24 protein-coding genes and 1 pseudogene are annotated in these 26,111 nt (G+C 60.1%); 12 read left to right on the plus strand and 13 right to left on the minus strand.

The window, feature by feature from the left end; genetic code table 11:
* Positions 1 to 31: 31 nt before the first annotated feature.
* Positions 32 to 1,180 (minus strand): porin, encoded by a 1,149-nt coding sequence (locus tag P3T20_RS04145; RefSeq protein WP_429286149.1) that lies wholly within the window; start codon positions 1,178 to 1,180, stop codon positions 32 to 34.
* A gap of 847 nt (positions 1,181 to 2,027) precedes the next feature.
* Here P3T20_RS04145 and P3T20_RS04150 point away from each other — a divergent pair.
* The 3 genes from P3T20_RS04150 (at position 2,028) to P3T20_RS04160 (ending at position 6,083) form a co-directional block, all read left to right on the plus strand.
* Entirely contained in the window at positions 2,028 to 3,965 is a 1,938-nt protein-coding gene (locus tag P3T20_RS04150; RefSeq protein WP_429286150.1) for an FUSC family protein, read from the plus strand.
* A 251-nt stretch (positions 3,966 to 4,216) separates the two neighbouring features.
* Positions 4,217 to 5,290 (plus strand): Dyp-type peroxidase, encoded by a 1,074-nt coding sequence (locus P3T20_RS04155; protein WP_429286151.1) that lies wholly within the window; start codon positions 4,217 to 4,219, stop codon positions 5,288 to 5,290.
* Positions 5,283 to 6,083, plus strand: coding sequence for a family 1 encapsulin nanocompartment shell protein (locus P3T20_RS04160; RefSeq protein WP_074266389.1), 801 nt, complete (start codon positions 5,283 to 5,285; stop codon positions 6,081 to 6,083). Before P3T20_RS04155 ends, P3T20_RS04160 begins: the two co-directional genes overlap by 8 nt.
* A gap of 118 nt (positions 6,084 to 6,201) precedes the next feature.
* Here P3T20_RS04160 and P3T20_RS04165 read toward each other — a convergent pair whose 3' ends face one another.
* The 10 genes and pseudogenes from P3T20_RS04165 to P3T20_RS04210 all read right to left on the minus strand — a co-directional run bounded on the left by P3T20_RS04165 (position 6,202) and on the right by P3T20_RS04210 (position 15,270).
* Positions 6,202 to 6,477: a hypothetical protein gene (locus P3T20_RS04165; RefSeq protein ID WP_074266390.1), complete on the minus strand. Its 276-nt coding sequence runs from the start codon at positions 6,475 to 6,477 to the stop codon at positions 6,202 to 6,204.
* Positions 6,477 to 6,953: an RHS repeat domain-containing protein gene (locus tag P3T20_RS04170; protein ID WP_429286152.1), complete on the minus strand. Its 477-nt coding sequence runs from the start codon at positions 6,951 to 6,953 to the stop codon at positions 6,477 to 6,479. Before P3T20_RS04170 ends, P3T20_RS04165 begins: the two co-directional genes overlap by 1 nt.
* Positions 6,954 to 7,040: 87 nt before the next feature.
* Entirely contained in the window at positions 7,041 to 7,337 is a 297-nt protein-coding gene (locus P3T20_RS04175; RefSeq protein ID WP_254368926.1) for a hypothetical protein, read from the minus strand.
* Positions 7,338 to 7,730: 393 nt separating this feature from the next.
* The gene (locus tag P3T20_RS04180; protein WP_429286153.1) at positions 7,731 to 9,011 is read right to left on the minus strand and encodes an SEL1-like repeat protein; all 1,281 of its coding nucleotides are present in this window, start codon (positions 9,009 to 9,011) and stop codon (positions 7,731 to 7,733) included.
* Positions 9,012 to 9,014: 3 nt separating this feature from the next.
* A complete protein-coding gene (locus P3T20_RS04185) occupies positions 9,015 to 9,257 on the minus strand; it encodes a hypothetical protein (protein ID WP_174567541.1) in 243 nt (80 codons plus the stop codon).
* Positions 9,258 to 9,291: 34 nt separating this feature from the next.
* Positions 9,292 to 10,569, minus strand: coding sequence for an SEL1-like repeat protein (locus P3T20_RS04190; RefSeq protein ID WP_429286154.1), 1,278 nt, complete (start codon positions 10,567 to 10,569; stop codon positions 9,292 to 9,294).
* 3 nt (positions 10,570 to 10,572) lie between these two features.
* The gene (locus P3T20_RS04195) at positions 10,573 to 12,483 is read right to left on the minus strand and encodes a phospholipase D-like domain-containing protein (RefSeq protein WP_429286155.1); all 1,911 of its coding nucleotides are present in this window, start codon (positions 12,481 to 12,483) and stop codon (positions 10,573 to 10,575) included.
* 126 nt (positions 12,484 to 12,609) lie between these two features.
* A pseudogene (locus tag P3T20_RS04200) lies at positions 12,610 to 12,792 on the minus strand (hypothetical protein); the annotation flags it as partial.
* A 1,064-nt stretch (positions 12,793 to 13,856) separates the two neighbouring features.
* Positions 13,857 to 14,303: a hypothetical protein gene (locus P3T20_RS04205; RefSeq protein ID WP_429286156.1), complete on the minus strand. Its 447-nt coding sequence runs from the start codon at positions 14,301 to 14,303 to the stop codon at positions 13,857 to 13,859.
* Between the two features lie 115 nt (positions 14,304 to 14,418).
* Positions 14,419 to 15,270 (minus strand): FadR/GntR family transcriptional regulator, encoded by an 852-nt coding sequence (locus P3T20_RS04210; protein ID WP_429286157.1) that lies wholly within the window; start codon positions 15,268 to 15,270, stop codon positions 14,419 to 14,421.
* A gap of 261 nt (positions 15,271 to 15,531) precedes the next feature.
* Here P3T20_RS04210 and P3T20_RS04215 point away from each other — a divergent pair, with 261 nt between their 5' ends.
* The 6 genes from P3T20_RS04215 to P3T20_RS04240 are packed head-to-tail and all read left to right on the plus strand — an operon-like array spanning position 15,532 to position 21,699.
* Positions 15,532 to 16,740 (plus strand): ABC transporter substrate-binding protein, encoded by a 1,209-nt coding sequence (locus tag P3T20_RS04215; protein ID WP_429286158.1) that lies wholly within the window; start codon positions 15,532 to 15,534, stop codon positions 16,738 to 16,740.
* Positions 16,741 to 16,792: 52 nt separating this feature from the next.
* The gene (locus P3T20_RS04220) at positions 16,793 to 17,653 is read left to right on the plus strand and encodes a branched-chain amino acid ABC transporter permease (protein ID WP_074266398.1); all 861 of its coding nucleotides are present in this window, start codon (positions 16,793 to 16,795) and stop codon (positions 17,651 to 17,653) included.
* Entirely contained in the window at positions 17,650 to 18,702 is a 1,053-nt protein-coding gene (locus P3T20_RS04225) for a branched-chain amino acid ABC transporter permease (protein ID WP_429286159.1), read from the plus strand. The genes P3T20_RS04220 and P3T20_RS04225 overlap by 4 nt, the downstream gene beginning before the upstream one ends.
* A complete protein-coding gene (locus P3T20_RS04230) occupies positions 18,699 to 19,466 on the plus strand; it encodes an ABC transporter ATP-binding protein (protein WP_429286160.1) in 768 nt (255 codons plus the stop codon). Before P3T20_RS04225 ends, P3T20_RS04230 begins: the two co-directional genes overlap by 4 nt.
* Positions 19,463 to 20,164, plus strand: coding sequence for an ABC transporter ATP-binding protein (locus tag P3T20_RS04235; protein ID WP_429286161.1), 702 nt, complete (start codon positions 19,463 to 19,465; stop codon positions 20,162 to 20,164). The genes P3T20_RS04230 and P3T20_RS04235 overlap by 4 nt, the downstream gene beginning before the upstream one ends.
* Before the next feature lie 41 nt (positions 20,165 to 20,205).
* The gene (locus P3T20_RS04240) at positions 20,206 to 21,699 is read left to right on the plus strand and encodes a M81 family metallopeptidase (protein WP_429286162.1); all 1,494 of its coding nucleotides are present in this window, start codon (positions 20,206 to 20,208) and stop codon (positions 21,697 to 21,699) included.
* 16 nt (positions 21,700 to 21,715) lie between these two features.
* On the opposite strand, the gene P3T20_RS04245 is transcribed toward P3T20_RS04240, so the two are convergent.
* Positions 21,716 to 22,615: a LysR family transcriptional regulator gene (locus P3T20_RS04245; RefSeq protein WP_429286163.1), complete on the minus strand. Its 900-nt coding sequence runs from the start codon at positions 22,613 to 22,615 to the stop codon at positions 21,716 to 21,718.
* Between the two features lie 106 nt (positions 22,616 to 22,721).
* On the opposite strand from P3T20_RS04245, the gene P3T20_RS04250 reads away from it, so the two are divergent.
* The 3 genes from P3T20_RS04250 (at position 22,722) to P3T20_RS04260 (ending at position 25,148) form a co-directional block, all read left to right on the plus strand.
* Complete coding sequence (locus tag P3T20_RS04250) at positions 22,722 to 23,789, plus strand: alkene reductase (protein WP_429286164.1); 1,068 nt, start codon at positions 22,722 to 22,724, stop codon at positions 23,787 to 23,789.
* The gene (locus P3T20_RS04255) at positions 23,786 to 24,709 is read left to right on the plus strand and encodes an NADP-dependent oxidoreductase (RefSeq protein WP_429286165.1); all 924 of its coding nucleotides are present in this window, start codon (positions 23,786 to 23,788) and stop codon (positions 24,707 to 24,709) included. The genes P3T20_RS04250 and P3T20_RS04255 overlap by 4 nt, the downstream gene beginning before the upstream one ends.
* Positions 24,710 to 24,926: 217 nt before the next feature.
* Entirely contained in the window at positions 24,927 to 25,148 is a 222-nt protein-coding gene (locus tag P3T20_RS04260) for a hypothetical protein (RefSeq protein ID WP_429286166.1), read from the plus strand.
* A gap of 36 nt (positions 25,149 to 25,184) precedes the next feature.
* Here P3T20_RS04260 and P3T20_RS04265 read toward each other — a convergent pair whose 3' ends face one another.
* Positions 25,185 to 26,099 (minus strand): CHAD domain-containing protein, encoded by a 915-nt coding sequence (locus P3T20_RS04265; protein WP_429286167.1) that lies wholly within the window; start codon positions 26,097 to 26,099, stop codon positions 25,185 to 25,187.
* Between the last annotated feature and the right edge of the window lie 12 nt (positions 26,100 to 26,111).

The following is a 26,111-nucleotide window of genomic DNA, read 5'->3' on the forward strand; positions in this document are numbered from 1 at the left end:
GTCACGTCATGCCGCGTGGTGGAGCAAAAATTTAGAACTGGTGGCGGATGGCGACACGAACCACGGTCTGACTCGAGCTCGACGACGGTGCGTCGGTACCGAGCACGAAGCCGTCGTCCAGCACCGAGTTCGTCTTGTCGCCGGTCACGTCCTGGTACACGCCCTGGATGTAGACGTCGGTGCGCTTCGAGAGGTTGTAGTCGGCCATCAGACCGACCGTCTGGATCTTCGGCTTGACGTTGCCGGTTGAGGCATCGAAGTTCTCGATTGTGTAGACGTACTCCGCGCCGACATAGAACGCCGGGCTGATCTGATACTTGCCATTCACTTCGAGGTTCTGGAACTTCAGCGTGTTCAGCGTCGAGCCGATGACGAGCGGCGCCGTTGTGCTGATGTAGCCGTTTGCCGTCGGGTTCTTGTAGTTCGAGTTGGAGTATGCAAAGCCCACCGTCGCCGGGCCGAACGTGTAGTTGATGCCGGCGCCCCAGACGCGCATACGCTCGGCAATGAAGCTCGCGTCGTTGGTGGTGATTGCGCCGCCAGTGGTCCCGCCAGGATTGTCCGCTTGCATATACGCGGCGGCTACCAGCAGTCCGCCGTTGGTGTATTGACCGCCGAAGCTGTAGGCGCGATCGTTGGCGAAGCCGGTATCGTTACTGAACGCATACGCGCCGCCGAACTGGAAGCCACCAATGTTCGGGCTCGCGTACTTCACGGCATTGTCCAGACGGAACGAGTTGTCGCTATTGTCGTTGTCGTACGGGTGGGCAAACAGATAGCCGGCCCAGTTGCCGTTGGCGGTGGTTTGCGCAAAGTAATCGACCACGGAGTCGTACTGCCGGCCGAACGTGACCGTACCGTACGTGTTGCTTGCCAGACCAACGTATGCCTGACGTCCGAACAGACGGCCGCCCTCAGCGAGCGCGCCGGTACTTGCGTTGAAGCCGTTTTCCAACTGGAAGATGGCCTTCATGCCGCCGCCCAGATCTTCCGAACCCTTGAAACCCCAACGGCTGCCCTCTGCATAGCCGCTCGCCATCTCGAACTCGCGGCCACCGCCGACGTTGCTCGTGTAGTTGATGCCCTGGTCGATCACGCCATACAACGTGACGCTGCTTTGGGCAAATACGGGGGCGGCACATGCGGCTAATACAGCCAATGCAATGAACTGCTTTCTCATTACGATCTCCGGGTTCTTGGATATATAAACGACGCGCTTTTTTCGAACTGCCATGCAGGGTTCAATGGCAAACTTCGTTGATGGTTGCGGTTCATAAACACGCAACGGGACGGATGCTTGCACGCTCGTGGCGGGTCGTCCATCGAGATTGAGACGGAAGCGAAAAAGCGTTGTGTAATACCAACCTGGAGAGATGCAATGCTCAGCATTGACTTCGCGCAGACCCCTTAAATGAAGTCATTTCCGCGCTTTGCCACCCTCGTTGAAAGCTCAACGTTTTGTACTGCGATACGCTGCCTTATCGCTTGCGCAACGCACCAAATTTCACGCCTCCAAAGAACGAACCTGGTGTGAAATTTGGATCGGCTTATTTGATTAGGATCACAGATTAAATATACAACTGATATTTCAGACTTCCGGTTTTGCGATTTGAAGGGAGGGCGCATCGCATCGCCATGGATCGCTGCATCTGAGCTTTGCATTTTGCGTTTTGCGTTTCCCGTGCCGCGCCGTGCTGTCTAAAAGCCGCCTCTGTCTCAGGTTCTGTGAACGCCAAAGCTTTCAACCAGCCTTCATAAAAAATAGCGAATTCACCTTGCTTTTCTGGACGCAGCTAATTTTGACCAGATATCATTCGGGAAAACCCGAACATGCCACCGCTACGCAGATGCCGTTTCCTGCGACCGATGTGGTCATGCGCGGGTGATGTAGTCCGTCGTCGAGCGGGCTGTGGGCCGGTGATCCCGGCTCACAGCCCAGGTCGGCGGCCTGAAGCTGGCGGTTCCATCCGCCCTGTCGCAGTCGGCCACAAGCCGGTCTCGACCTCCTAGCCTGGATATCATCGATCATGATTGCTGTCGCGTTTTCACGCGTCGCCGGCCGCCTGCTGGTTGCGGACCCGGGACTCGTACGCCTCCACACTGCCTTGCGCGCCGCGCTTGCCTGCCTCCTGAGCGGCATCGCCTGCGTCGCATGGACGGCCGGTCATCACCAGCCCGTCACCCTTGCTGCCCTCGGCGTCCTGTTCAGCATGATCGCGCCGCTATTCGTGCGCGACGCGCGCCGCAGCGCGTGGTTCGTCACCCTGTTCTACCTCTATCTGTGCGGCTGCGTGAACTTCGCCGTCGCCGCCGCGTTGAGCCGCTATCCGCTCGCGGGCGATGCCGGCTTCCTGCTCGTCATGTTCGCCGGCATGCTCTGCCAGGCTTGCGGTCCGCGAGCGCTTGGCTGCGCGATGATCGGTGTGGTTACGTTCTATCTTGGGCTGTATCTGCATCCCTCGGCCGCCCAGGTTGCGCAGACCATTGCGTTGTCGACGGTCGGCCCAGCGATGGTGGCGCTCGTCGGACGACTGATCGTACCGATACACGCCGAGCGGACCTTGCGCCTGGCGGTGCATACCGTCACGCTGCGCGCTGAACGCGTGTTGGCTGCCACGCGCACTGCGCAGATGCCTGGCGTCGCCAGCGCCGCGCGCGTCTCCGAACTGAATGAGGCCGCGCTCGCGCTGGAAGAACAACTCGCACTGCTGAACCCGCCTGACGCCGCTACGCTGCGCGAACGGCTCGTCGAACTCGAGGTGGCGGCGGGACAGACCGCGTTCGGCTCGGCATCGGAAGGGGTAGACGCCGATCCGCTACGCAGGGCCGTCGAACGGCTCAGGCAAGCCGCGCGGCCGCGGCGCGTCTCGCAGACGTCGCCTGCAGCACGCGGCAAAAAGACCGCCGCCGAGTGGATCGGCGAGATCCGTGCGAAGCTCGCCTGGCTGCCCGCGGCACGTGCCACCACTGCGGCGTTGCTCGCCATGGTGATCGGCCATTCGCTCTCGCCGGAGCGCTGGTTCTGGGCGGTCATCACCACCTTCGTCGTGTTTCTCGGCACCCGCTCGCGTGCCGATACCGTCTATCGTGGCGCGCAACGGCTGGCCGGGACGCTCGCAGGCGCGCTCGCCAGCATGCTGCTGGCAAACTCGCTGCACGGGGAGCCGCTGCTGATGGCCGTGGCCATGGTGCTGTGCGTGTTCGGCTGGGCGTACTACATCCTGAATGCGTATGCGCCGGGCGTGTTCTTTATCACGGTTCTGGTCGGCCTCGTCTATGGACAACTGGGCTTTGCGATGGGGCCGTTGGTCGAGTTGCGCATCGAGGAAGTGATGGTGGGCTGCGTCGTATCGTTTGCCGTCGCCATTCTGATGATGCCGCTCGCAGCGACGCGCCATGTCGAGACGCGAATCGCCGCCGTACTCGCGGCACTCCGGCAGGTGGTGCGGCTTGCTACACAACCCGATGCGCGACAACCGGACGGCACCGCGGCAAGCGCGGCAATGCGCACACTGGACCGAAGCTGGCATGACCTGCGCGTTGCATTGCGACCGTTGCAAACCCAACGGGTGTTCGTGTGGAACCCGGGCGTCGAACTCGCTACGGGATCCATGCTCAGTTGCCTGCACTGGGCCCGCGTGTTGAGCCGGCCCGACGAAGCCGCGCTTGTGCCCGGGCATGTTGGGCAAGCGGTATCGAACGATGCCGGCGTGGCGTACGCCGCGTCAATCCTCACGCGACTCGACGCGATGATTGCGCGTTATCACGGCTCCCCCGCTTCGCCAGCAACTGGCGAGCGGCTCGAAGCCACCGCACGTGCGTTGGAGATGGCCATTGATCGAGGCCATGCACAGACCTTGGCGCAACTGGACGGTGCCGTGGCGCAACTCGCCGACCGGCTTGCTCATCCCAATGCCAGCATGCAGAAGCGCCTGAACTGGGCGTTGCGAGCCAGGAGCGCCTAGTACGCAGTTCGCGCTGCGCGCGGTGGGCCGGTAGCGTTATCGGTCCATCCTGTTCGTCTCAAACGACCGGATAAACGGCGCGAATTGATACGTTCGGCCTTCCCGCTGCACCTCCCTCCGACACACAAAACCCCGCACCCTGCTACCCTTGGCGTTCCGCAACGCCTCGGGTGATATATCCTGTGGCCCTGCGTCTCCCTTTGCTACCCCGACCAACCTTGTCTGACCTGTCAGCCTGAAAGGCCGAAGCGATGTCCGATACCCCGATCCCTGCTGCTGTTACGCACGAACCACAAGCGGTGTCCGTGCAGGTCACTCCCAGTGCAATCTTCATTGTTGCGACCATCAACCCCGACCCGGCCAGTCGTGCAACCGTGCGAGCCTGGTGCGCCGATATTGCCGCGCTGGTGCGCTCGGTCGGCAAGCGTGTACCGGCCGGCGGCCTGTCCTGTGTCTGCGGCTTCGGCTCAGAGGCTTGGGATGCGCTGTTCGGCGCGCCGCGCCCAGCCGGCCTGCATCCGTTCCGCGAATTCGGCTCCGGCGAGCGGCTCGCAGTGGCGACGCCCGGCGATATCCTGCTGCACATCCGTGCCAACCAGATGGACCTGTGCTTTGAGCTGGCTACGCAACTGATGGGCCGGCTCAGCGGCGCCGTGACCACGGTCGACGAAATCCACGGTTTTCGTAACTTCGATCAGCGCGCCATGATTGGCTTTGTGGACGGCACCGAGAATCCAACCGGTAACGAAGCTGTCACGTTCACGGTGGTCGGCGAGGAAGATCCCGAGTTTGCCGGCGGCAGCTACGTGCTCACGCAGAAGTATCTGCATGACATGACCGGCTGGAACGGGCTGTCGGTCGAGACGCAGGAGCGCATCATTGGGCGCACCAAACTCTCCGACATCGAACTGGACGAGGCGGTGAAGCCCACCAACTCGCACAGCTCGCTCACGACGATCGACGACAACGGCGAAGAGGTCAAAATCCTGCGCGACAACATGCCGTTCGGCCGACCGGGCTTCGGCGAGTTCGGCACGTACTTTATCGGCTATGCGCGCTCGCCTGCGCCGATCGAACAGATGCTCGAAAATATGTTCGTCGGCCGGCCGCCTGGCAACTATGATCGGCTGCTCGACTACAGCCGCGCGGTCACGGGCGGCCTGTTCTTTGTGCCTTCGGCTCCTCTGCTTGAAGCGCTGGCCGAGCGCGATCCGGCCGCAGTAGCGACACCCGTCAATGAACCCGAATCCCCGCCGTCTGCCGAACCGCTCAGCGATGGTTCGCTGAACATCGGCTCTCTCAAAGGAGCACCTCAACATGAATAATCTGCATCGCGAACTCGCGCCTATATCCGCGGCCGCCTGGTCGGAGATCGAGGAAGAAGTCGCACGGACCTTCAGACGTTCAGTTGCGGGTCGCCGTGTGGTCGATGTGAAAGGACCTGGTGGACCGAGTCTGTCTGCCGTTGGCACGGGTCATCAGTCCACCATTGCGCCGCCGCAGCCTGGTATCAGTGCGCGGCAGCGCGAAGTGAAAGCGCTAGTGGAATTGCGCGTGCCGTTCGAATTGACGCGCGACGCGATCGACGATGTGGAACGTGGCGCGGAAGACTCGGACTGGCAGCCGGCTAAAGATGCTGCACAACAACTGGCCTATGCCGAGGACCGTGCGATTTTCGACGGTTATAAGGCGGCGAATATTGTCGGCATTCGCGAGGGTTCGTCGAATCCCAAGCTGAGTCTGCCGGCGGATTTGAGCGACTATCCCGCGGTGATCGCGAAGGCGCTCGAGCAATTGCGTCTTGCCGGGGTCGATGGGCCGTATTCGGTTTTACTGGGCGCGGATGCGTATACGGCTGTTAGCGAGGCGAGTGACCAAGGGTATCCGGTGCTCGCGCATCTCAAGCGACTGGTGAATACCGAGATTATCTGGGCGCCAGCTATCGATGGTGGGAGCGTGCTTTCCACACGTGGTGGCGACTTCGATCTGCATATTGGGCAGGATCTGTCGATTGGGTATCTCAGTCATACGGATCAGGTGGTGAGGCTGTATCTGCAGGAGACGTTGACGTTTTTGATGCTGACGAGTGAGGCTTCGGTGGCGGTGTTGCCGGAGTGAGGGTGCTGCGGAGGCGCCGCAGGATAGGGGCCACATAGAAGTACGGGCCGCAATCGTCTCCGGTGATCTCGGTGCAACCATCGAACATCGTTCGCTCGTTGCACCGAACCTCAGTTGCTTACTCTTCTGACGGTTTGTCGGTCGGTGCCTCTGTAAAAGTCATGTATTGCTTTATGTCAGGCTGACCTAGTGCGATCAGACTGAGCACGCCAGCACCAAACCGACGCGCAAATTCATCGTCGAGTCTGAACTCGAATTCGTCCAGCAAAACGGGCATTTCAATTGCCCCTTTCAAAGCAGGGGCCATCCTCGCTTTCTCGACCGACTGCAGGATCAACTGCTGACGATCCTGGTCATAGGTTACTACCACGGAACATGGCGGAAATTGAATCATCAGTGCCCCCTGCAATCTTGATAGTCAGCAAATGCGTTCTGCTTGCAAAGCGCGAGGCCAGCCAACCCACCCATATATTTGGCAAGCGCGTTGCATTTGAACATATCGCGCTCATACTTCGCATGACACTCCGCCTCGAGCCACTCTTTATCACCGCTACCTGCACATTTAACCATTCCACCGTCACGGCCGCCAGCTCCGAACAGCGCGCTATAGAGCGTTGATCTCTTCGCAGAGCTGGTCAAATCCGGCACCAGAGCGGGATAAGGAATCTGCGCCTGATCGCTCAGCATCAGCTCTGTTGTCTCACCCCAATCCGGCAACGCCTCGCTCAATTCGTCGCCAAACAGCTTCCCCGGCAGTTTCGCTTTCCACGCCATATAGCATTCAACGCAGAGCCTTGGCACGCCATCGGGATGGGTTACCGAAGCAAGATTCCCCTTGCCGTCGTACGCGTACCGCGTTGCATTGCCCAACGGATCCACCGTGGCAACAATGCGATCGTTATCGTCATACTGAAAATCGATCTTTAGCTTGTCCGGCCCTATGTTATCGACCGCGAACTAGTTCACCAGCACCATCCGGCCTTTGTAATCAAACCCGAACTTGCGCAACGTCCCTGTACGGGTCGTCTCGGAGTAGATCAGGCCGATGTTGGCCGAGTAACGTTTTATAACTCGCCTTGCACACAAAAATGCGGACAGGTTCGGTCGTCCCGCTGCAATCACATTGAGCACCACAACTCCAAGCTGTCGCGCCAATTCATCGTCAAACTTGAATTCGTCACCGTCTAAAAAAGACGGTACTTCCATAACTCCACTCACTAGAGGAGCCAGCTTGGCTGAATCTACAGCCTGCATGATCAACTGCTTAGTATCTTCGGTGTAGGTCAGAACCAAGGAATACAGTGAGGGATGCGTGCAACGGGGGCAACGTCAGTCCGCACTCATCCTGCAAAATCGTATTTCAGACGCTTGCTCCGCTTCTTCGACCGTCCAAGATTCGCGCACCGGCAGCGCCCACTACCGGTGTCCCGCAGCGCACTCAAACTGCAACGGCGTGGACGAATTCACGTATTCCTGCAACAGGCACCGTCCGCCCCTTGCCTCTGCCGCCGCCTGGATTCTGGCGAGAGGCAGGCGCCTACGCTTATAGACACAGATCACCGTGATACCTTCGCGGTTCCATGGTCGCATTTCCACTCAGCTTTTAAATATCGATCCCTGCTCAAGAATCACAGGGCGTGATTTTTCCTACGCCTCGTCGCTGTAAGCAACCAGGCTCCACGTCACATCGGTATGGTGCTGGCGCATCCCAAGCAACGCGTCGAGTCCCGGTATGGCACGCGGCTGGGTTATGGTGAGGCGCGGCATGATTTCTCCCTTGCCGATACGCTGTGTCGCGTCCGGACTGAAACCCGCCCATTGTTTCGCACACCACACGCCATCCTGCGGGCAGAACTCGTTGGTGCGAGCCGTGGCGCCAAGCGGCAAACGGTTGTACTTTTTAGCCGGCGTGAGAGGCAGGCCGGTCGCAGGGTCGAGGTTTTTCTCACGGGCCAGCTTTGTAACCAGCGACTCGGCAGGCTTCTGCGGTGGCTGGGCGGCGTCCTGCTCCTTCTGCCACTGGAACGTGCTGTCCCATGCCGGCAGCTTCGCGGGAGGCAGCGGCACGATCTGGTCGATGTCGGGCACCTTCGGATTCAGGCCGTCGTTGTCGTCGATAAACCTGCCGATCAGTTCATAGCGGCGTGAGCGCTCTGGATCATGAGTAAGTGCCAGAAAGAAAAGCTTATTACTTGGTGGTGGTCCACTAAACCCTTCTTGAAGGGCTAGTGCGGATTGCGTATCACCAGCTTTCACACCCTTCTGAAATGCCACGACTGCTTCGGGATACAGATTGTTGGTCGAGAAGTCTATACCAAGATAATTTGCAGCTTTGCCATATCCCTGGTCAGTTGCGCACTCCATCATCTGTCGCGAAATGTCCGGCGCGCGATCCTTTGGGGAAAGCAGGTCGCCGACATAGTATTGCCCTTCGGGGCTACCGAGATCTGCGGCCTTGCGGAAATAGATCCTCGCCTTCCTCTCGTCCTGCTTCACTCCATAGCCGAGTTCGAGGTAGTGGCCCATGTCGTAGTAGCCGCCCGGGATGCCCGCAGCAATCAACTGTTCGGCCAGGTCAATCGTTTCCGTGGCCGCGTGGGGCGACGCTGCCTGTCCGGTGGACACCAGCAGTTGCAGGTTGTGGTTGGCCTTGTAATGACCATGCGCGGCGGCAATCCGGTAGTAGCGCGCAGCAGCATTGAAGTCCTTCGGGCCAGGTTTCTTTTCGAGGAACAGGGCATATTTGAACAGCGTATCAGCCCGCGGATCGAGCGGCTGCAGGTGGTCCGCCTCGTGAGCGCAGGTAAAGGCCAATTTCGCGCGCACGGCGCTCCATTCGGCTTGAGTGGGCATCGGATTATCCTTGTTCGAACAGGCGCTGAGCGCAAGCGCCAGGCAGATCGCAATTGATGTGCTTCGTTTCTTCATCGTTCAGTCCAGCCGCAAACGGCTCGCGCCCGTCCACATGAATCCAATGAGTGATGCGATGGGAGCTAGTGCGATCTTTTGATTGCCGGCATTTCGAGCAATTGTCTGTTCCCAATACTTGCTCGCGATTTGAGGGTCATCCTGCACCCCCTGCCCGTTTGTATGGATATTCCACAGGTGCCTTCGCAGCGACTGCGTCACGTCCATGCGCTCGTGACAGATGTTCAGTTCGCTGTCCACTTCCATGCTGCGCCGGTCGACGTTGGCCGAACCGGGTGTCCTACGCCTCGTCGCTGTAGGCAACCAGGCTCCACGTCACATCGGTATGGTGCTGGCGCATCCCAAGCAACGCGTCGAGTCCCGGTATGGCACGCGGCTGGGTTATGGTGAGGCGCGGCATGATTTCTCCCTTGCCGATACGCTGTGTCGCGTCCGGACTGAAACCCGCCCATTGTTTCGCACACCACACGCCATCCTGCGGGCAGAACTCGTTGGTGCGAGCCGTGGCGCCAAGCGGCAAACGGTTGTACTTTTTAGCCGGCGTGAGAGGCAGGCCGGTCGCAGGGTCGAGGTTTTTCTCACGGGCCAGCTTTGTAACCAGCGACTCGGCAGGCTTCTGCGGTGGCTGGGCGGCGTCCTGCTCCTTCTGCCACTGGAACGTACCATCCCACTCCGGCAGCTTCGCGGGGGGCAGCAGCACGATCTGGTCGATGTCCGGGACCTTCGGATTCAGGCCATCGTGGTCGCTGAGAAACCTCCAGATCAGTCCGTACCGGCGTGAGCGTTCAGAATCTTTGGACTGTCCGACGTAATAGATTTCATCCGATGGATTCGTATCGAATCCATTTTGCAGAAATGACGACGATTGCGCATCACCAGCCTGCACCCCCTTCTGGAACGCCTCGACAGCTTCCTCATAAAGTTTGGCGTCCATCAGGTCAATGCCCAAATAGCTGCCAGCCTTGCCATATCCCTGATCGACGGCACATTCCATCATCTGCCGTGAAATGTCCGGCGCGCGATCCTTTGGGGAAAGCAGGTCACCGACATAATATTGCCCTTCGGCGCTACCAAGGTCAGCGGCCTTGCGGAAATAGATCCGCGCCTTCTTCTCGTCCTGCTTCACGCCGTAACCGAGTTCGAGGTAGTGACCCATGTCGTAGTAGCCGCCCGGGATGCCCTCAGCAATCAACTGTTCGGCCAGATCAACCGTTTCTGTGGCCGCGTGGGGCGACGATGCCTGCCCGGTGGAGACCAGCAGTTGGAGGTTGTGGTTAGCCTTGTAATGACCATATGCCGCGGCAATCCGATAATAGCGGGCGGCCGCATCGTAGTCTTTCGGGCCGGGTTTCTTTTCGAGGAACAGGGCATATTTGAACAGCGTATCAGCCTGCGGATCGAGCGGCGGCAGGTGGTCCGCCTCATGGACGCAGGTAAAGGCCAGTTTCGCGCGCACGGCGCTCCATTCGGCTTGAGTGGGCATCGGATTATCCTTGTTCGAACAGGCGCTGAGCGCAAGCGCCAGGCAGATTGCAATTAATTTGCTTCGTTTCTTCATCGTTCAGTCCAGCCGCAAACGACTCGCGCCAGTCCACATGAAACCAACAAGCGAGGCGATCGGTGTCTCGGCGTTTTTTTGTTTTCCCTTATTCCGGCCGATGATGTCCTCCCAAGTTTTCGCTGCTATTTCTGGGTCATCCTGCGCGCCTCGACCATCCGTATGAATATTCCACAGGTGCCTTCGCAGCGGCTGCGTCACGTCCATCCGTTCGTGGCAGATGTTTAGCTCGCTATCCACCTCCATGCTGCGCCGGTTGATGTTGGCCGAACCATGCGTGAGAAACACGTCGTCAACGATCATGATCTTGCTGTGAACGTAAACTGGCATCCAGGGGCTGCCTGCTGGCGAGTCGGGCGCAACCAGCGAACAGACGTGAACCTTGAGACCCGGGATCGGCTGCGGCAGAACCGCCTTGCCCGTGTTGAGGTTGTCGTCGTACTCGTGTTGCAGCTTCGCCTGCCTGGCTTGCGCTGCGTCAACGGCGCGTTGTGCGTCGGCCCGTTCCCGCGGGCTGCTCGCGTTTCGCATCTGCGTGTTCGCCGCCGTAACCTCTTTCCGGACATCCTGCAATGCGGAGCCGAGCGCGTCACTGCGCTCTTCCTTCGCGATGACCGGAATGGTGTCCGCGCGGCCAAGACTATTGAGCATGTCATAGGTCGTTCCAGGCCCCTGCCCGATACCGTCCCTGTTCGCGTTGGTCACAACAAAAAGATGAACCGGCTTTGCAGGATCACGTCCTGCGCAGATCTGCGCCTGTACCGCGCTCTTGATCTTTTCCGCAAGAGCCGGCCAGCGAAAATACTGATTCTCGATATAGATGAATTTCGTTGCGTTATTGACCGCCTGAAGGTAAAGCGCCCTGATGTTACGCACGCCCTCCTGCGACTGCGTGCGGCTGATCTGCGCCATGACGCGTGTACCGATCCTGTCGCGCGGTTCTAACTGCGCCGCAAATCCACTACGCTTTGCGAGCAGGTCTTCCTTCGCATCACGTTGCCACGCCCAGCAGAAATTGTCGTTCAGATGTTCGAGAATCGGCCCCGCGACGATGGCCGACATATCCTGCCGTGGTGTATCACCATTGCGCCCCTGGCCCGGTGCTTTCTTCGCGTAGCTGTGACGGTCATCGTCCCAATAGGCGTCCAGCGTGTTATGTCCCATCACGAAGCCCACAGCAACTTCCGGCGCTTCATAGTCGATCAGCACCATTTTCTGGTGATGGGAGGGTTCCGCACCGTATGCACCAATAGTCCCGGATGTTGGACCATTGCCGCTTCCCCGCATGAGCTTTTCCCGATACATGATCTCCACGCGGTCGTGCAGCGAGAAGTCACGCGTCACCAGTTCAATGCCGATATCCCTGAAGGACTGCGAACCGAACATCTGGTACGGGTCCTGTCTGAGTGCGGTATACATCTGCGATCCGGCAGGCGCTGCACCCGAAGGTTCGCCGCCTGCCGGCAACCGGGCATTGTGATACCAGTTCCGGTCGTAGGCGATCTGATATGCATCCTCGTTCTGTGTCATGAACCGCGCACCCTCGGTCCACCCCGGCACCTCCTGTTCGCCGATCTGCGCGATCCAGGCGGAATCGAGCCAGCACAGGATGCGAACCTTGACACCCGCTTTGGCCTTCCTGATGAGCAGATCGCCAATACGCAGCGATTTGCCACCGTCCCGTTTGAAATACATCGACGGCTGGAAACCCCAGCAGATGTAATCAATGGTACGCGTCGCCTTGTCAATGGCGTCATAGAGTGCTCCGAACGCCTCGTGGCCGTTCACAAGCGGCGTGTAGTTGGCAGCCTTTGGACGATATTCCGTCTTCTGCACGAACCACGGCAGGGTTATCACTGCGCTCCGCGTGCACGACAGCGCGATGGGTACGGTAATCGGTGGTTGCTGGGTCATGGTCAGGCGTCCGTATCAAGCAGTTCGTCATAGTCGGCGCGGTGTTGCGCGCGATCAACCGCGCCAGCATTCGTACCGCTTTGCCCCTCGTAGAAGTGAAAGCCTCCATTGGCGAGCGCACCGTTAGTCAGCCTGCGCAAGCTGCAACGGATGGGTCAGAACAACGCGCACCTCGGTGGGTGCGCCCATCTTTTCGGTCGCTTCGAACGAGACGACCGAGAGCGCCGCCGCGCTGTCCGTGCCGGCCACATCGAGGAAATACGCCTGCCGTCCTGTGAGCAGGTTTGCAACCCGATCGAATTCCGCCATACGCAAGTCCCTGTTTTCTGATTGTTGGTCCGCGCTGTGCGAGGCGCCGCACCCGGCGATCGGACACGTCCGGAAAGTGCCGATGCGAGTTTCAAAAGGTTTTGAAATTCGAACGCGTTGCTGTTCAACAAAAACAGAGCGTCGGAAAGGCACCCTTCCGGAGAAATGTGTGGCGAATGACGAACCACGCCCGACATAGTAGAGTGGTTTTTCATCCCAAAAAACCACTCTGCAATCCGGTTATCGAGTCACTTTTCCCTTCTGCAATGATAGGGACTACGAAAAATCACACTCTATGATTTTTCTGAAGCGGTAACGATAACGGAAGTGGACGCTGATGCCTTTCACCCCGGCATGCCCCCGGCCAGACAGGCCGCTGCCGCCGTTCACGACGCGGCCATGGTCGGCGGCGGTGAGCTTCAGGAGCGGGCCGTCACGACGATACGGAGAACCGAAGGCCGTTTGCCAACAACTACGTCGTTGAATTCAAACGGAATAGATGTTTGTGGACCTTGTGCGTCGCGGGGTAAACTTATCCACAGACTTCGTTCATAAGCTTGTGGATAATCTAAGAGCAAGCGAGCCAAGCCATTGATGTAGCGGGTTAACCGCGCGCTGCTTCGGGCGCGCCACCAGCGCTAGCAGCGGCCTTCGCAGCGAGCCACCAACTATCGCGGCCCCGCGCGCCGATAGTCGGCTGCACATTTTCTGCGACCGGGCGACGTGATGAATGATTCTGCGCGTTGCGCGCTATCGTCCGTTCTGGCACGGCGGCGGATGCTGTCTCCGGAGTGCTGCCTGAAACGGCAGCGGCGGCACGTACTCCAGACCAAGTTGCACGGACTGCGCGGTGACTTCATCGGTTAGCTTGGCAGCCAGTGTCAACGCAAGTCGATCCCCGCCGTCACACCGCGCGCTTGCCCTCTAGCAAAACCCGCCGCGCCTAGAACGAGTGAACCGTACATACCGACGTGACGTACCGCGCCCCAAGCACCAGATGCCGCATGTGATGTATGACGTCGGTGACGCCGCCTCCGCTTGGTACGCGACTGAATAGGCGCCTCTTACTTCCCCGTCACCACCAGCCTAAGCTTGGCCGCCCCAGCCGTCGTCGCGGTGATCTGCGTGCGCTTGCCGCGCGCTCCCAAATAGAAATGCTGTCGCGCCGGCGAATTCTGATCATGGGTCGCATCGGGCAAGCACGAAGCGATATCCGCAGCCACCGACTGAAGCGCGTCTGCACTCGAGCCCGCGTCATGATGCGGCGTCCACAGACACTGATAGCTGTCGTGACTCGCGTTGCATTGCGCATCGTCACCGTAGGGTTGCGCGACGCCGTTCACCTCTGCCTGACTAAGCCCGGTAAACCCATCCGGCGCAGCGGCGACGATGCGTTTCAACGCCGCGCAGGGAGAGGGAGCATCGTCGGCCAACGCGACCGCGGGCAACACCACAGCAAGCGCTGCTGCGCCCAACGTAAGGCGCAAAATGGGGCGGTTGAAGTGCTTCATTAGCGTGATTCCTTATAGAGGATCTTTCAGGTTGTGTGCTGCCATCTGCGCACACACTTCCGCCTCTCTGCGCTAGCACGTTTCATGCCGCCCGCCACTCGCCGGACGAGCATCGTCAATCCCCGGTCCCCTCCAGATCCTCCGCCGGCGCCGCGCTTCGCGTACGCAGCCTCTTACGGATCTCCGAATCGAGAATCAGCCTTCCGCGCAACTTACCCTTCATCCGTTTGACGTAGCGCGGCGCCTCGGTCATGTGAATCACCATCAGTTCGCGCACCTTCTCGACATCGCGAGCGCGCGCCGCTTTCGTGATGGCCTTGTGAATCTTCACGTTAGCCTCACCGAAGCGTTCATGTTCGGACTGCGGAGTATCGTTACGAAACTCGATTAGTTGCCGGATCATTTCGTTGATCAACTCGCAGCTAAATCGCAAGAACGGATTCGGATTCGCCGCCGCGAGGATGTCGTGGAAATTCACGTCCTCCTGACGCTGCTTCAGGATATCGCTCACACCATGTGCCGCAGCCGGTTTATCGCAGCATGCGATGCTCGCATCGAGCGCGGCGAAATCCTGCTCGGTCAGATGCGGCACCGCACCCGCTGCGAGTTCCGGTTCGAGCAACTGCCGCACCGTATAGATATCGTCGATGGTGACGTCCTTGAAGAACAGATAGTTCTGCAGCAACTGCAGCGTGCGATCCAGCGGCACTTCCACCACCATGCCGCCGCCGTTCGGCCCGGTCGTCACCCTGATGAGTCCCTGCACCTCCAGCGATTTGAGCGCCTCGCGAATCGTGCTCTTGCTCACCGAAAACAGCGCCTGCAATTCGACCTCGCGCGGCAGACGGTCGCCCGGTTTCAGGTCTTTCTCGGTGATGAGCCGCTTGATCTCTTCGGCGACCAGATCGGGGCGCTTCTGCTGCTTGATTTCAATCGCGACGCCACCCTTGGCTCGATCCATGACCATCTTCGATGCTCCTCATGTGCGCCTGTCGGCGCCTGCCCCCTGCTACGGGCAAACCCGTAGTCGCCGCCGGCGGGTAGCCGGCCCGCTGCGGGACGGGAATTTTGCCTTATTGACACCCGAATTTATTGTACCTAGCATCGGGTTCATTCTATTTATCATGATAAATAGATCCAGTCAGCTCGGTCAAAAAAGACCGTGCGGCGGCCAGCCCGGTTTCGCAGTCGGTTGCATGCGTGTCTCTTTCCACCAAGGAGCGTCATTTTGAATCGCCGAAATATGTTGAAGCTGGCCGCTCTGTCGGCCGTCCCCGGAACGCTCGGCTCGCTGGTTACGCGCAGCGCGTTTGCCCAGGGCGCGCCGCTCCAGTTCGCCTGCCCCGTGCCGATGTCCGGCGCCTTTGCCGCCAATGGCAAATACGCGGATCTAGGCATGAAGCTCGCTATCGAACAGTACGGCAAGGTGCTCGGCGAACCCCTCTCGTACACAGTGCTCGACACGGAAGGCAAACCGGCCACCGCTGTGCGTCGCGTGCAAGAAATCGCTCAACAAAAGAACGTGCGCTATTTCGCGGGCGGTATTCTGTCCTCCGAAGCATTGGCCATGGCCAGCGAAGTCGAGAAGGACGGCGGCGTATTCATCACCACCGCCGGGGCCGATGAAATCACCGGAAAGGACTGCAATAGCGCGACCTTCCGCTGGTCGGTGCCGACCTTCGGCGCCATCGATCAGACCGTGCGCCCGCTCATTCAGATGCTGCCCAAGGCCAAGCGCTGGTACACCATCACACCGCAATATGTGTTCGGCGACGGTTTGCTGTCCGCGGCGAAAGCGGTGTTTCAGGAGAAGGGTATCGAGCACGTGGGCAACAGCTACCACTCGCTCACCGAGAAGGAATTCAGCGGCTATTTGACCAACGCCGTCGCCGCCAAACCCGACGTGCTGCTCATCCTCAACTTCGGCTCGCAATCGTCGGATACGCTGCGTCAGGCCATCAGCTTTGGCATGAAGAACAACTGCACGATCCTGATTGCATGGGCCTCCGGGCTCGAGCAGTTCCAGGCGCTCGGCGCCGACCTGTGCGACGGCGTCTACTTCGGCGCGCAGTACTGGCACGGCATCGACTCGCCGCTTAATCATGATCTCGTCGCGCGCTCGAATGCGGCGTTCAAGGAGAATCCGAACTACAGCCTGGCGGGTTCGTACATCTGCACGAAGATCCTGCTCGACGGCATCGTCAAGGCGGGCTCGGCCGATCCGAAGAAGGTGGTCGCCGCGCTCGAGGGCATGAAGTACGCAGGCTTGACGGGTCCGGAGGAAGTACGCAAAGGCGACCATCAGGTCATCAAGAATTACTATTTGCTCAAGGGCAAGGCAAAGAACAAGATGAAGAACGCGGACGACTTCGCCGATATCGTCAGTTCCGGCCAGTCGTTCCTGCCGCTCGACAAAACCGGTTGCAAGCTGGCCTGATAGTCCTCGCGTCGGGCGGCCTCGCCCACCGCAACCTTCAGCGACGGACGTCATGAACGTTTATCTTCTGCAGATCGTCAACGGCATCGGCGTGGGAATGTTGTATTTCCTGCTGGCTGTAGGCTTGTCGATCGTCTTCGGCTTGCTGCGCTTCGTCAACTTTGCGCATGGGGCGTTCTATCTGCTCGGCGCGTACTTCTGCTATCAGGCGCTGCAGTGGTCGATGAGTTTCTGGACCGCGCTCGTTGTCGTGCCGATCGTTGTCGGTGCACTGGCGTGGGTGGTGGAGAAGCTGGTCCTGCGACACGTCTATGAACAGCAGCACGAGTTCCATATTCTGGTGACCGTGGGTCTCGCGCTGGTGTTGCAGGAGTGCGTGATCCTGATCTGGGGGCCGCTCGGCAATAACGTGCCCGTACCGGATTCACTGAACGGTGTGGTGATCTGGGGCAGCTTCGTGTATCCGAAGTACCGGCTGTTCGTGATCGGGTTTACTGCCGTGCTGGCTGGCTTGCTGTGGTGGCTGCTCGAAGGTACGCGCCTCGGCAGCGCGGTGCGGGCGGGTAGTGAATCGACGGAGATGGTCTCGCTACTTGGCATCAACGTGTTGCGGGTGTTTAGCCTCGTGTTTGCACTCGGTGCCGCTACGGCTGCGCTAGCGGGCGTGCTCGCCGCGCCGATCCGCGGTGTCGATCCGTTCATGGGCATCGAGGCATTGAGCGTCGCATTCGTGGTGGTGGTCGTGGGCGGCCTGGGCAATTTTCTGGGTGCGCTGGTGGGCGGTCTGCTGGTCGGCATCGTGCAGAGCGTGATGAGCACGTTGTGGCCCGAAGGCGCAAGCCTCATGATCTACGTTGCAATGGCTGCCGTGCTGCTGTTGCGCCCGAACGGACTGCTCGGGAGAGCGACATGATCGACACGTCGAAGACGCTCACTACTGAGGATGCGTCGGCAGCCGGCTCCAGGCGCACATTCAGACAGGCGTTGCATCACTATCGCTTCATTCTGCTGGCGCTACTTGTGGTCTGCGTGTTACCGCTGACCTTGCGTTCAGGCTCGCTAGCTACTGAGGTGCTGGTGTATGCGCTCGCCACACTCGGCTGCAACCTGTTGCTAGGTTTTACCGGTTTGCTTTCGTTTGGACAGGGAATCTTCTTCGGGCTGGGCAGCTATACCGCGGGCATCATACTGACGAAGTTCGACGGCACGCCTGTCACGCTCGCATTGCTCGCGTCGATCATCGTCGGCGCAGCAGCATCTGCTCTGGTCGGCTGGTTCTCGATTCGTCAGCGCGGCACCTACTTCGTTATGCTAACGCTCGCGTTTGGGCAGATGTTCTACTTTCTGGCCTACACAACGCCCAATCTGACCGGCGGAGACGACGGCCTGCTGAGTATCCCCCGCCCTGCACTCTCCCTGTTCGGCAAGACGCTCGTCCCGCTCACGACACCGTGGCAGTACTACGGTTTCGTTGCGGTGCTGTTCCTCCTCGCGTTCTGGCTGCTCATGCGCGTGTCGCATTCGGTCTTCGGACGCACCCTGCTGGCGATCCGTGACAACGAAGCGCGCGCCGCCGCGGTCGGTTACGACGTCAAGCGCTTCAAACTGATGGCGTTTATGATCTCCGGTGCGGTTACGGGTCTAGCCGGCGCGTTGCATGCGCTGATGACCGGCATCGCACCATTGTCGAATATCGATTACCACACGAGCGAGATGATCCTCGTGATGACGGTAATCGGGGGCACCGGCAATCTGTTTGCGTCGGTACTCGGTGCGGCCTTTTATGTGCTGTTCGCCGACTGGCTCTCTACGTTATGGCCGCGCTGGTTGCTGCTGCTCGGCCTGCTGTTGATCGCTGTGAGTCTGTTCATGCAACGCGGACTGTGGGGTCTCGGCGAACGTATCTGGCAAGCTGTGCGGCGCGGCACACCCGCTGCGGACGCAGGCGAGGAGCACGCATGAGCGAAGCCATCCTGCAGGCTAGCGGTATCGTGAAGCGCTACGGAAAATTTACCGCGCTCTCCGAAGTCGATCTGCGCATTCTGCCGCGCACGGTGCATTCGGTGATTGGACCCAACGGTGCGGGCAAGACGACACTGTTTCACGTTCTCACCGGCACCTTGCCGATTACCGCCGGCAAGATTATGTTCGACGGCCACGATGTGACGCATGAACCCGACCACAAACGCGTGCGCCGTGGCGTCGCTCGCTCGTTTCAGGTGACGAGTCTGTTCGCCAATCTGAGCGTGCGCGAGAACCTACGCCTCGCGGCGCAAGGTGTCGAAGCCAGACACGCGTTGAATGCATGGAAGCCGCCACGCGGCCCGCTGGCGCATACCGATGTAGTGGACAGCGTGCTGGAACGGCTTGCCTTGCAGCGTTTTTCGGACACCGCTGCGGGTGCCCTGTCGCACGGTCAGCAGCGACGTCTCGAAGTCGGCATGGCGCTCGCCGCGCGACCCAAGGCGATCTTTCTCGACGAGCCGACCTCGGGTATGGGTATCGACGATCTCGCCGATATGAAGCAACTGATCCGCAGCCTACGCGACGAATACACAGTCGTGCTGATCGAGCACAACATGGGCATCGTGATGGACATCTCCGACACCATCACCGTGATGCAACAGGGCCGCGTTCTGGTAGAGGGCCGCCCCGACGAAATTCGCGGCGACGAACGCGTCAGGAGCGCGTACCTGGGCAACATGATCACAGGAGGTCGCGCATGATCCTCGACGTCCAGCAGATTCATGGCTTCTACGGCAAAAGTCACATCCTGCAAGGGGTTACGCTATGTGTCGGCGAAGGTGAGACCGTTACGCTGCTGGGCCGCAATGGCGCCGGCAAGTCGACGACGCTCAAGAGTATCGCCGGCGTCGTGACGCCTCAGCGCGGCGCGGTGACCTTCAAAGGCGAACCGATCCACAAGCTCGCACCGCATAAGATCGCTTCGCGCGGCGTGTGCTTTGTGCCCGAGCATCGCGGCATCTTCCGGCTGCTTTCGGTCGAAGAAAATCTGCGGCTCGGTGCCCGCAAAGACTCGCCATGGCAGCTTGACGACATCTACCGTATTTTTCCGCGCCTCAAAGAACGGCGCGCGAATGGCGGCGCTCAATTGTCCGGCGGTGAGCAGCAGATGCTCGCCATCGGTCGCGCGTTGCTGAACCATCCTCGTCTGTTGATGCTCGACGAGCCGGTGGAAGGACTCGCGCCGGTGATCGTCGAAGAAATCGTTGCGCAGTTAAAGCTGATCAAGCAAGCGGGTGTCGCGATCCTGCTGGTGGAACAGAACCTCGAGGTATGTTCGCAACTCGCTGACCGGCATTACATCATCGAGCAGGGTGTGATCGTGTACGAAGGCGACAACGCCGCGTTTATCGCCGACGAGTCGGTCAAGGACCGCTATCTCGGCGTGGGCGTCGTTTAACTGCAGCGTCATTTATCGCAAGAAATCGCAAAGGCAAGCGCATGAAACTCCTCATTGCCAGGATGAATCACGAAACCAATACGTTCTCTCCCGTCGCGACACCGCTCGAAGCGTTCGGGCGCAGCGGCCCGAGCTGGGGAGAAGATGCATTGCGCGAAAACAAAGGCATGCAGACCGCGATGTCTGCGTTTATCGATGCAGCCGAGCGTGAGCACGCACAGTACGTGACACCGGTTTCGGCTTCGGCCAACCCAAGTGGCCCGGTTGCGGCTGCTGCCTACGATGCGATCTGCAATGCGATCGTCGAGGCCGCGCAAGGGTGCGACGCTGTGTTGCTGGATCTGCATGGCGCGATGGTCGCGGAGAATTCGGCCGATGGCGAAGGCGACCTGCTCGCCCGCGTACGCACGGCATTGCCGGATGCGCCCATCGGCGTAGCGCTCGATCTGCACGGCAACGTCACGCAAAAGATGATCGACAACGCTGACGTCATCGTCAGTTTCAAGACTTATCCGCATGTCGACATGTACGAGACCGGCGCGCACGCGGCGCGTTTGCTGTTCGATCTGATTCATCAGCGGGCACGGCCGGTGATCGCGTGGCGCCAGCCGCCGCTGCTTACGCATACGCTGCGCAGCGCGACAGCCGAAGGCGCGATGAAGCGTGCGGTCGATGCCGCGCGCGCAGCCGAGGCGGACGGGATGCTGGCGGTATCGGTGCTATCGGGTTTTTCGCTGGCGGATATCGCGGCGCCCTGTATTAGTGTTGTAGTGGTGGGCGATGGCGATCACGCCGCCGCGGATCGGGTCGCACAGCGCATCGCACAACAGATCTGGGATGACAGGGAGGACTTCTTTTATCGCAGCGCTCCGCTCGCAGACTCGGTCGCTCAGGCGGCCGCTCTCGCCAAAGGTGCGGACAAGCCCGTGCTCTTGCTCGATCACGGCGATAACTGCATGTCGGGCGGCACCTGCGACACGATGGATTTGCTCGCAGAGGTGCTCAAACAGCGACTCGACGGTGTCGTGAGCGGACCGCTTTGCGATCCGGAAGCGGTAGCGGCACTACATAAGGCCGGAGTGGGAGCCACTGTAACGCTACCAGTAGGCAATAAACTCGCAAGCGAAGCTGTTAAGCCGCAGGCTCCCCTTACGTTGACCGGCGTGGTACGTGCACTCACCGATGGCGAGTACACCATTAGCGGTCCTACTTACACCGGACAGCGCGCTTACATGGGACGTGCCGCGGTACTCGACATCGGCGCTGCAACGCTCGTCCTGACCGAGCGCACGCATGAGCCCTGGGATCTGGGCGTGTTCGAAAGCGTCGGTATCGATCCGCGGCGCGCGCGTTTTCTGCTGCTCAAATCGCGGATGTATTGCCGGCCGGTATTCGTACCGATAGCAGCAGCACTCGTGGAATGCGACAGCCGCGGCGTAACGAGTTCGGACTACGGCCTGTTCGATTTCGAGCGCGTGAAGCGGCCGGTCTATCCCCTGGATGCAGATGCAAGGTGGCAAAGCATTGCTTCGTGAGCGCAGGCTAAAGCAATCATCCGAGACTCGACAAGCGCGCCTTCAAAAACTCGATAAACAACCTCACCCGCGCCGGCAACAATCGCGTCTCAGTGATGGCATGCACCTGCACGGGTGAAAGACGCCACTCGGGAAGCACGCGTATGAGCCGCCCCAGCGCCAGGTCGTCGCGCGCGAGTTCGTGGTCCATCGCCGCAATTCCAACACCCTGAATCGCCAGTTCGCGGCTCAGACCGACACTGTTCATCGCGAAGCGGGTTGCAGTGACGACTTCAACCTTTTCGTCACCGCGATAAAACGTTCTCGACATCTCACCCTGTCTCGGCACCCCCTGCGTCACGCATAACACGTGATAGCGAAGATCATCAGGGTGACCAAGCGGCGGCGCGGTCTTCAGATAGCCTGGCGCAGCGTACAGATAGCGCGGCAGCAACGCGATCTGCCGCGCTACCAGCATCGACGGAGCCGTGGGCGGCGGTCCGATGCGAATCGCGAGATCGAACGGCTCCGTCTGCAGATCGATCCGGCGCGGCGTCAAATCGAATTCGAAAGCGATCAGTGGGTACGCCTTGGCGAAGTCGGCAAGGATCGGCGCCAGATGGCCGGTGGCCAGATCCGCGGGCATCGAGACCCGCAGTGTGCCAGTCGGGCGTTCAGCCATGTCCAGCAGCGACTCATGCGCAATGCGCGCTTCCTCGACGATGCTCTGACAGCGCCTGAAATAGACCTCGCCCGCCTCGGTCAATTCCACTTTCCGGGTGGACCGGTGCAGCAGGCGCAAACCAATCGTCTTCTCCAGCTCCGCAATATGCCGCGAGACCGTCGAATTCGGCATATCCAGCGCCTCCGCCGCGCGACGAAAACTCCGGGTTCGCGCCACTTCGACAAACAGGCGCATGTAGCTCAACAATTCCATGCCTATTGCTCCACTGGTGGATCACTGTATTCAATTTTATGCCTTTATCTCTCCAATGGATCAGTTCATTCTGTCCTTACTCCTTCACCAACACCAAGGAAACGACATGAACTCCCTCTACCAAAGCATCCGTATCGGCCGCCACACCCTGCGCAACCGCTTCGTCATGGCGCCGATGACCCGCTCACGTGCCGACAATGTGTCCGGCGTGCCCTCCCCGCTCGCCGAGCAGTACTACGCCCAGCGCGCCAATGCCGGCCTGATCGTGACGGAAGGCACCTTTCCGTCGCCGATGGGCAAGGGTTATGTGCGTACGCCGGGCATCCACTCGGCCGCGCAGATCGAAGCGTGGAAGCGCATTACCGCAGCAGTCCACGCGAAAGGCGGCCTGATTTTCCTGCAATTGATGCACACCGGGCGCATCTCGCATCCGAGCCTGCTGCCGGACCACGCGACGCCCGTCGCGCCTTCGGCGATTGCGGCGGAAGGCAAGGTCTTCACCGCTACCGGCCCGCAGGATTTCGTCGTGCCGCGCGCGCTGGAAACTGAAGAAATCCCCGGCATCGTCGAGGACTATCGGCTCGCTACCCGTCACGCACTGGAAGCCGGTTTCGACGGCGTTGAGTTGCATGCTGCTTCCGGGTATCTGCCGGAACAGTTTTTATCCTCGGGGACCAATCAACGGACCGATCAATACGGCGGCTCGCTGGAAAACCGCGCGCGCTTCGTGCTCGACGTGCTGACGGCCATGGTCGAAGAGGCTGGCGGCGATCGCGTCGGCATCAAGATCGCGCCGGAGATGGGCTTTAACAGCGTGAGCGACGCGACACCGCAGGAAACCTATCAGTACCTTGTTCAGCGGATCGGGCAACTCAATCTGGCCTATCTGCATGTGGCCAAAACGAAGAGCCCGTTCGATTACCGCGCCCTCCTGCGACCGCTCTTCGACGGCGCGCTGCTGCACGGCGGCGGCCTCAACAGGACAAGCGCTCAAGCGCTGATCGACGAGGGAGGTGCCGATGCAGTTGTATTCGGCGGCCTGTACCTCGCCAACCCGGACTTGCCGCAGCGCTTCCTCGCCGATGCGCCGCTCAACACGCCCGACCGCGACACGTTCTACTCAGCCGGCCCGCAAGGCTACATCGACTATCCTGTTCTGGAGAATGCACAATGAACCGAGCTCTTCTTATCCATGCTTATGGCGGCGCCGACGCCGTCTCTATCGACCGTATCGACTTGCCGACGGCGGCAGCCGGTGAGGTCGTGGTGCGGGTTCGCGCGGCCGGCGTCAACGGTCTCGACTGGAAGATCCGCGACGGCTCGCTGCAAAGCGTCTTTCCGCTCCCGCTGCCGGCGACGCTCGGCATCGAGCTTGCCGGCGAAGTGACGGAGATTGGCGCAGGCGTAACGCGCTTTACGGTAGGCGACCGTGTGCTGGGCGCGTTGGGCGCCATAGGCGCCTACGCTGATCACGTAGCAATCGCCGCCGACAAGCTTGCGCCCATTCCCGACGGCCTCGACGACACCATCGCCGCAGCCATTCCGGTTGCCGCGCTGACAGCATGGCAGGCGTTGTTCGAAGCGGGTGAACTGAAACGCGGGCAGACGGTGTTGATTCACGGAGCAGCGGGCGGCGTGGGCAGTTTTGCGGTGCAGTTGGCCCGGCGTGCCGGAGCGCGTGTCGTTGCGACTGCGCGAGGCATCCACGCGGCTTATCTTCGGGAACTGGGCGCGGATGAAGTGATCGATTATCGGACCACACCATTCTGGGAAGTCGCACGCAACGTGGATCTGGTGCTCGATCTCGTTGGCGGCCCCGCATTGACCGGATCCTGGCCGATCGTTGCGGAACAGGGTCGCATAGTGAGTACGGCCGCGCCCGAGATTGCGACGCAAACGCCAACAGGCAAACGGGGCGTCTGGTTTCAGATGCGCACTGACGCAACAAAGCTCGCGGAAATCGCGCGCGAAGTCGCTCAAGGTAATCTGAGGGCGGAAGTCTCCGAGATCATCGATCTGTCCCAAGCGGCTGATGCAATCGAGCGCAACAAAACGGGGCATGGCCGCGGCAAAACTGTCGTCAAGTTCCAGTAGTTGAAGCTGTCAGGAGCCCGGTTGCACGACGCCCATACATCAGCTTCAATTCGTTATCCGAAGTAAAAGTGTGGACTTTTTGTGCACCGGTTCGCAACGCTCGAAACGTGTCGTAAAAATTTAATGTTGCGTCGCAGCATTTATACGCCTATGCTGGGTTGAGCGGAGCTTGGGGGCTTACAGATGCCCATCGGGCCCCCTAACTGCGGAGGCATAAATGACATATCCGCACTCACCTGATTTGACGCTTCATGTGTTTGAACAGGATGGTGGCTGGCATTGGGCACTTACGACCGAAAGGCAGCACGGGACGGGGAAAAAGGTAGTCGCTTATAGCGGGGACCTGTTTTCCTCGGAAGCACAGGCACGTGCGGACGGCGAACGGGTAGCGAACAGCTGGCAGCACGGCGGAGAGCAGCGCCGGTCCGAACTGGCGTAAACATGCGCCTCGGGACAAGCACGAGGCGTCGGCCCGCTACGCCATCGTATGCAATATCTTGTGGACGTGATGCATGTGATGCGCGGTCTCGCTTTGCAGATACGCAATGGCCTGTTTGACCCGCCCGGCGTCACCTAACTGAAAGCCATACTCGCGAAGCAGCGCTTCGCTCATCACCTGGTCGTTCAACGTTCCCAGTTCGTCTTGCACTACTGTAAGACGGTCAATCACGGCCTGATGGCCGCTCTCCAGAACCGGCGCGAAAAATTGCAGCAAATAGCGAAGTTTTTTCCCCGCAATCCGCACCTCGTGCAGCGCCGCGTAGTCTGATCCGTCGGCCGATATCGCCCGTTTGACGCGCTTCTTCAAGGCTTCTTCGGCTACTTGCACGCGTTCTTCCGCAAAGCTTGCAACAGGACGAGAGGCGCATTGAGCATCGAGGTGCAAGCGCGCATCTGCAAAAGTCTGCTCCAGGATTCTCTCCACGCCTGCATTGCCGAGCGCGCGCAAGCTGAACGACAACGCCTGAGCCCGATGCTCATCGATCGCGGCAATCAACAAGGCAAACGAATGTTTCTCCGCTGCATCCGCTGCGGCGATCAGTTCGCGCAAGACATCCCAGTCCCGCGTGCGGCCGGCGGCATCGGCGAGTGACTTGAACTCGCGGCGTTGCAGCTTCGCCTCTTTTCCGTCGAGCAAGGGGTCGTATGCCCACCACAGTGTCCGCAAACGGCGCAGCGCGACTCGAAGCTTGTGGAGGTCCTCAGGACCCGCGCTGGAATTGAGCTTGCGAACCCGGCACACTGCCTCGCCGGAAATCGATGTAGCAAGCAGCACGAAAGCATCGGCAACCGTCATCGCAGCGGAAACCGACCCGGTGCTGACGGGGCCGACCGCTGCAGGCGACGCGTCCATGTGTGCAGCTTCAGCGACCACGGTACGGGAACTCATGATTCGATACGC

This window comes from Paraburkholderia sp. GAS206C (assembly GCF_050435645.1).
Lineage (GTDB): Bacteria > Pseudomonadota > Gammaproteobacteria > Burkholderiales > Burkholderiaceae > Paraburkholderia > Paraburkholderia phenazinium_B.

What these genes read in the sequence shown, in the direction of transcription:
- P3T20_RS04230 (WP_429286160.1), top strand. Translation starts at nt 18,699, where the DNA reads ATGAGCGAAGCCATCCTGCAGGCTAGCGGTATCGTGAAGCGCTACGGA.
- P3T20_RS04260 (WP_429286166.1), top strand. Translation starts at nt 24,927, where the DNA reads ATGACATATCCGCACTCACCTGATTTGACGCTTCATGTGTTTGAACAG.
- P3T20_RS04190 (WP_429286154.1), bottom strand. Translation starts at nt 10,569, where the DNA reads ATGAAGAAACGAAGCAAATTAATTGCAATCTGCCTGGCGCTTGCGCTC.
- P3T20_RS04175 (WP_254368926.1), bottom strand. Translation starts at nt 7,337, where the DNA reads ATGCAGGCTGTAGATTCAGCCAAGCTGGCTCCTCTAGTGAGTGGAGTT.
- P3T20_RS04185 (WP_174567541.1), bottom strand. Translation starts at nt 9,257, where the DNA reads ATGGAAGTGGACAGCGAACTGAACATCTGTCACGAGCGCATGGACGTG.
- P3T20_RS04240 (WP_429286162.1), top strand. Translation starts at nt 20,206, where the DNA reads ATGAAACTCCTCATTGCCAGGATGAATCACGAAACCAATACGTTCTCT.
- P3T20_RS04225 (WP_429286159.1), top strand. Translation starts at nt 17,650, where the DNA reads ATGATCGACACGTCGAAGACGCTCACTACTGAGGATGCGTCGGCAGCC.
- P3T20_RS04165 (WP_074266390.1), bottom strand. Translation starts at nt 6,477, where the DNA reads ATGATTCAATTTCCGCCATGTTCCGTGGTAGTAACCTATGACCAGGAT.
- P3T20_RS04180 (WP_429286153.1), bottom strand. Translation starts at nt 9,011, where the DNA reads ATGAAGAAACGAAGCACATCAATTGCGATCTGCCTGGCGCTTGCGCTC.
- P3T20_RS04245 (WP_429286163.1), bottom strand. Translation starts at nt 22,615, where the DNA reads ATGGAATTGTTGAGCTACATGCGCCTGTTTGTCGAAGTGGCGCGAACC.
- P3T20_RS04160 (WP_074266389.1), top strand. Translation starts at nt 5,283, where the DNA reads ATGAATAATCTGCATCGCGAACTCGCGCCTATATCCGCGGCCGCCTGG.
- P3T20_RS04195 (WP_429286155.1), bottom strand. Translation starts at nt 12,483, where the DNA reads ATGACCCAGCAACCACCGATTACCGTACCCATCGCGCTGTCGTGCACG.
- P3T20_RS04265 (WP_429286167.1), bottom strand. Translation starts at nt 26,099, where the DNA reads ATGAGTTCCCGTACCGTGGTCGCTGAAGCTGCACACATGGACGCGTCG.
- P3T20_RS04220 (WP_074266398.1), top strand. Translation starts at nt 16,793, where the DNA reads ATGAACGTTTATCTTCTGCAGATCGTCAACGGCATCGGCGTGGGAATG.
- P3T20_RS04235 (WP_429286161.1), top strand. Translation starts at nt 19,463, where the DNA reads ATGATCCTCGACGTCCAGCAGATTCATGGCTTCTACGGCAAAAGTCAC.
- P3T20_RS04250 (WP_429286164.1), top strand. Translation starts at nt 22,722, where the DNA reads ATGAACTCCCTCTACCAAAGCATCCGTATCGGCCGCCACACCCTGCGC.
- P3T20_RS04205 (WP_429286156.1), bottom strand. Translation starts at nt 14,303, where the DNA reads ATGAAGCACTTCAACCGCCCCATTTTGCGCCTTACGTTGGGCGCAGCA.
- P3T20_RS04210 (WP_429286157.1), bottom strand. Translation starts at nt 15,270, where the DNA reads ATGGTCATGGATCGAGCCAAGGGTGGCGTCGCGATTGAAATCAAGCAG.
- P3T20_RS04145 (WP_429286149.1), bottom strand. Translation starts at nt 1,180, where the DNA reads ATGAGAAAGCAGTTCATTGCATTGGCTGTATTAGCCGCATGTGCCGCC.
- P3T20_RS04255 (WP_429286165.1), top strand. Translation starts at nt 23,786, where the DNA reads ATGAACCGAGCTCTTCTTATCCATGCTTATGGCGGCGCCGACGCCGTC.
- P3T20_RS04150 (WP_429286150.1), top strand. Translation starts at nt 2,028, where the DNA reads ATGATTGCTGTCGCGTTTTCACGCGTCGCCGGCCGCCTGCTGGTTGCG.
- P3T20_RS04155 (WP_429286151.1), top strand. Translation starts at nt 4,217, where the DNA reads ATGTCCGATACCCCGATCCCTGCTGCTGTTACGCACGAACCACAAGCG.